The organism is Candidatus Hydrogenedentota bacterium, from assembly GCA_019695095.1.
Taxonomy (GTDB): domain Bacteria; phylum Hydrogenedentota; class Hydrogenedentia; order Hydrogenedentales; family SLHB01; genus JAIBAQ01.
Genome location: JAIBAQ010000337.1, coordinates 1 through 3711, shown reverse-complemented (window position 1 = coordinate 3711; position 3711 = coordinate 1). Strand labels below are relative to the sequence as shown.

Annotated in this window: 2 protein-coding genes; one reads left to right on the top strand and one right to left on the bottom strand. The window is 56.0% G+C overall.

The annotated features are described in order from the left end of the window. Positions 1–202: 202 nt before the first annotated feature. A complete protein-coding gene (locus K1Y02_25915) occupies positions 203–3262 on the bottom strand; it encodes a hypothetical protein (GenBank protein MBX7259818.1) in 3060 nt (1019 codons plus the stop codon). A 187-nt stretch (positions 3263–3449) separates the two neighbouring features. Here K1Y02_25915 and K1Y02_25910 point away from each other — a divergent pair. Next, positions 3450–3711 (top strand): hypothetical protein (locus tag K1Y02_25910; GenBank protein MBX7259817.1); only part of this gene is annotated, 262 nt, incomplete at its 3' end.

Sequence of the window (3711 nt, the reverse complement as noted above, 5' to 3'; positions counted from 1 at the left end):
CCTCTTTCAGCACCCCGATGATCTGCTCCTCCTTGAACCGTTTTCCCCTCATCGCTCGTCCTCCTCTTTCTGCTTGTAGACCAGAGGACTCGCTTTGAAAATGGCCGCGTTTTACGGGGGAAGGTCAGGACGACTAGTGATTTCTCGCCGCACCGCAATTCCTGCGGGGCTGTGGACCAGCCTTTGAAACGAATCTGCAAACCTAGTTTGTCAGGTTCAGGCGGAAGATGTAGTACCACCACGATGTCGGCCGGTCGAACCAGACGGAGTTCGTGGAACTATTGTAAGGTGTTACGGCTTGCCAAGTTTGCGGACTTGTCAGGTTCGTCGTGAGGTAGGGTTGCACGATCCAGTTGTTCGAGTTCCCCGTGAAGGTCATGACGATATTCGTTCCCAGCACCATGCTCGCCAAGTAGACAGTGGGCGGCGCCGCGGGACCAGTCGGCGGGAAGCTCTGACCGAAATTTGCCGCGCCCGGTGTCATCGTGTTTGTTGTCCATGCGAAAACGCCAAACGTCGACCCTGTACCCGTCAGTTGAATACTATTGGGATCCTGCGATGCCGGATAATCCTCCTTTGCGGCAATTTGCGTAGCGAGAATTAGTGTACCCTCGTAGGAGATGAATTGCTCAAGGCCGCCCGCCTCATTGTAGAGCTTCACGCCGCTTGGATCGTAGCCGTCAGCAATCTGCGAGAAATCCACCGGGTTTGTATACGTGAGCGATTGGTCCCGGGCCGTCAGTTCGAGGTCGCCCAAGACGTAGAAGCCGTGCCCGTTTGAATCATTCGAAAGGACCACCCCGTTCGGAATCGTGTATAGCCCGTACGAGTAAAAGGTCCCGTTGGTGGTGCCGCCCTGGACGAGATCGACTTGCCAGCCACTCAAATCGAAACCTGAAGGGCCACAGACTTCCACAAACTCTTGCGTGTCATCGATAAAGTCGCTCACGTAGTTTATTTCATTGATCCACACTTGTCCCGATTGCGCACGGGGGATGCTGTATGAAGCCGGGCTGTTCGATCCGGTGCTTGGGTAATACCGTGGGCTGTTGGAGATACTCGCAGGCCCCGCAAAGTCGCAACGGACGTAATATTGGACCCTGGTGCCCGCCGTTTGGGCCGGGATCGCCGACGTCGAAGCATAGGTCACGCCGTTTGAGAATTGCATGCCTAGGGCCGTGAAAGCGCCTGATGTTCCGATTCGGTAAAAGGCGCTCAGATTCGTAACCGCGGCGCCATAAAACGTCTGAATGTCCGAGTTCACATACACCGTGTTACTTGTCCACGGCTGTGTCGGTGTTATGTAGCCATTCATCGTCACATCAGCAGGTGGCGAGGGAGGGGCGACGCTTATGCTGTCAAAGACGACTCTCGAGGCGCCGCTCGTGTGGTAGACGCGCACATAGAGGCCATTGGTGAGATACAGGTACTGAGAGTATTGCGCGAAGTTGTCATTATTCGTGATTCCGGTAATGGTGTCATTCGTTACCCATGTCACGGAGTCTGTTGACGTAAGGATTTGGTATCGGATGTTGCCGGGAGGGGTGGCGTCATCCACGAGGTAGGAAAATGAAATACTTCCTACCCCGTCGGGGAAATATGGGCTTTGAAGATAGGCGTGTGCACTGACCGTATCGTCCAGAACGGCTACGTTTCCCGACAACGGCACATTCGTCCTCGTGATCGAGTCGTAAATCTTCGCATCAAATACACGCCATCCTTGGAACGTCGCATTGGTATAGGCATTCTTGCTCGGCCACGTATCGAAATTCTGGCTTCGGTAAAGGTACGGAGTATCCACGTCCACGGAATCCACCAGTAGACTGTTTGACGTCGAGCTGCCTTCGTGGCGAATGCGAACGTATGCGGCATTGGTTACATAGATGTACTGCGAGGCATCGGCGTAGGCCGTGTTTGTGATGTTTGTATAAATGGCGGCGGTGTTCCAGCTGGAGCCATTGGTCGATGTCTGGATGCTAAATGCAAGGGCGCTCGTATTTGTTGTAGCTCGATACGAGAAGTTGATTTCCCCAACCCCGTCGACAAAGAGTGGAGATAGCAGGTAGTTGCCGCCAGATGTGCTCCCCAGAATCTGAGCAGATTGTCCGGCATCAGCGTCCGCCACATTGATTCTTCCAGTGCACAGTTCCCAGCCGGCGTATGAGTAGCATGAGAATGTTGTGTAGCTGTTCGGCCAGTCGTCGAAATCGACGTAGCGCTGAATGGTCGATGGCTCGTCAACGGTAACGTCGTCTACAAGCAATCGGCCAGCGCCCGATGTGTGATAGATCCGTGCGTACTGCATGCCAGGCTCGTAGATATACTTGGTGAACCGCAAGTAGTTCGTACCGAGGAAGTTTGTGATGCCGCCGCGAACGGACCAGTTTGTCCCGTCTGGCGAAACTTGGACTTCGTAAGTCAGAGCGTTGGTGCCCGTGGCGTGCCGGTACCAGAAGCTGACGGTGCCGACGCCGTTGGAGAAGGCCACGCTGCGGAGGAAGTGTCCACTGTTGCTGACCGTACCTGCGTTGCCGAGGTTGGCGCAGTAGCCAGAACGCGAATCTGCTGTCTGCGTCTTGCCGGTGCTCAGGATCCAATCGTCACGGACGTGAGTATTATCGTTTGTTTGAGAGGTCCAGTCGTTGAAATCCTGTGATCGTGGCGTGATAAGCCGAAGTTCCGCATCGTCAAACTGCAGCGCGCCCTTTGAGCCAACTCCAACGACTGCGACAACCCACCTCGCCCAAGCCGCATCGAATGGCGCCGTGGCGCGGAGTGTCTTCTGTGTCCAACTTTCCGTGATGACTCCAAGGTTGGTCTGGTACGTCATGATCGCGGAACCGAAGTTCGTCGAGTAGAACTCAATCTTCAGCTCTTGGACCAGCGATGTCCACGGTCCACCTGATCCTGTTCCTGGAACGTCGGCCCAGAACCAAGCGGAAGCTTCGTACAAGCCGCCGGGAATAGCGGGGCCTTCCTGCCATGCGCCGCCATCGGGGCCACGATTTATCCACGATCCCTGAAGTGCGCCTTCCCACGAGCCGCTGTGACTGCGCCAACCACGCCGGGAGAAAGTGCCCCATATGCCGCCGTGGGTATCGGGGTTATTGTAATTCCAACGGTACGCAGTCTCGTCGCTACCGCTGCCCTGCGTTTCAAAACTAGCGTTCTGGAGGAGGTTCGTCCCGGCGCCGGCGGGAGTTGTGGCGAGGGCCGCGGCGGCCAGTGCGGCGGCGGCGAGCAGTTTGTTGCGATAACGCATTTATGCAATATACCCAGATGGGGGGTGGTTGCCAATAGGGCGGAGTGGGGAGTGGTGAGTGGCGGGTGTCGAGTGGGGTACCCTCGCCACTCGACACTCGCTTCTCGGCACTTACAAAGATTTTTCGTTGCAGTGAGTTTGCTCTACTGTCATGCTCGCTCTCGTGCAGGAGGACATGTACACATCCATGAATCGCCTCGCTTTCGCTACCGTTCTCGCTCTCTCCATCGCCGTTTCCGCGCCGGCCCAGCAGCCTGAGGGCGGCGGGAAGAAGGTCCTTTCGATCGACAAGATCGAAGGCAAGAAGGTGATGACGCCGGAGTACCAGGTCAGCAAGAACCAGTTCAAGGCGCGCACGCGCGAATGGTTCCAGATCATCACCTCCTACGAAACGAAGCCCGAGTGGACCGACGAGGTCACCTTCAAGTACTACGTGCTCGTGAAGGACA